Source organism: Pseudomonas sp. SMSB3 (assembly GCF_052041965.1).
Taxonomy (GTDB): Bacteria; Pseudomonadota; Gammaproteobacteria; order Pseudomonadales; family Pseudomonadaceae; genus Aquipseudomonas.
Genome location: NZ_JBKGGV010000052.1, coordinates 1 through 334 on the forward strand (window position 1 = coordinate 1; position 334 = coordinate 334).

Below are 334 nucleotides of genomic sequence, written 5' to 3' on the forward strand. Positions count from 1 at the left end.
CCCTGGGCCCTCCAGACGCCTACGTTCGGCCTCCTGAGGTCGCGTTTCGCGTTGTCTGAACTTCCGCGCGCTTAGAAGCAAAAGCGAAAGCAAAAGCAAAAGCAAAAGCAAAAGCAAAAGCAAAAGCAAAGCGCTCTACGCTGATTATTTTTCGGTGAATCTTCCCAATATTACGCTCTGCCTTCTGCAGAATATCTGCACGACTCAAATCCAAATCTTGCAGCATGGCATCGCTAATACTCGCCGATCTCGTCAACTACCGCAACTGCCGATACAGCTCGATCAAGCGCGCGAGCTGCTGCCCCAGTTGCGGCCACAGTAAAAACCTATTTTA

1 protein-coding gene is annotated in these 334 nt (G+C 50.6%); it reads right to left on the minus strand.

The annotated features are described in order from the left end of the window. Positions 1 to 19: 19 nt before the first annotated feature. Positions 20 to 226 (minus strand): hypothetical protein, encoded by a 207-nt coding sequence (locus ACLEJW_RS23255; RefSeq protein ID WP_440778334.1) that lies wholly within the window; start codon positions 224 to 226, stop codon positions 20 to 22. Positions 227 to 334 lie beyond the last annotated feature (108 nt).